At 54.7% G+C, this 623-nt stretch carries 1 protein-coding gene; it reads left to right on the top strand.

Annotated elements, in window-relative coordinates; genetic code table 11:
- The coding region (locus EGJ86_RS24930; RefSeq protein ID WP_256672516.1) for a helix-turn-helix domain-containing protein at positions 1–351 on the top strand (351 nt) is incomplete at its 5' end.
- Between the last annotated feature and the right edge of the window lie 272 nt (positions 352–623).

Genomic DNA, 623 nt, shown 5'->3' with positions numbered 1-623 from the left:
GCTTTACGATCAGTTACGAAGACAGGCTGCCGCAGCAGTAACCCAAGCCCCGGTTACACAAAATTCTGCACACCCTCCGCTCCAGGCGAACTGGCCCAGAAGGTCGGTGCCAACGCTCGAGAAGCGCGACTCGCACAGAACCTCTCCCGCAAGTCCTTGGCGAAGATGGCGGGTATTTCCGAATCGACCATTAAGCGGTTCGAGTCCAATGGTCAGATCACCCTTGATGCTCTGGTTCTGGTCGCTACAGCACTTGGTGCCACACGCCAAATCGCTGAGCTGTTCAAGCATGAACAACCTGTCTCGCTTGAAGAAATCAAACAAACAGGACGCACCCGGGGGCGCCGATAAAATCCATCAATACTTGTAGGTATTGCTCGCAGCCACACTGGTCGGCGTCACGGAAGTTGCGAAATTGCACTGACTTGACCACCGAATTGCATTCGCATTGACCACTCGATTGCATGCGGTTTGACCAATACACGCCGTAGTGACGACCGGCCTAAGTCGACCCCAAGCTGCCGGTCGCGACAGGCAGCAACCGGTCCAGAGTGTGTAAAAACACTTTCGCATCTTGTATGCCCCAGCCCACTGCTCCTGGGCGTAGTGATTTCCTAAGCATT

Source organism: Pseudomonas sp. o96-267 (assembly GCF_003935465.1).
GTDB classification, from domain to species: domain Bacteria; phylum Pseudomonadota; class Gammaproteobacteria; order Pseudomonadales; family Pseudomonadaceae; genus Aquipseudomonas; species Aquipseudomonas sediminis.
Note: the sequence above shows the minus strand (reverse complement) of the source record. Positions and strands in the feature narration are given on the sequence as shown.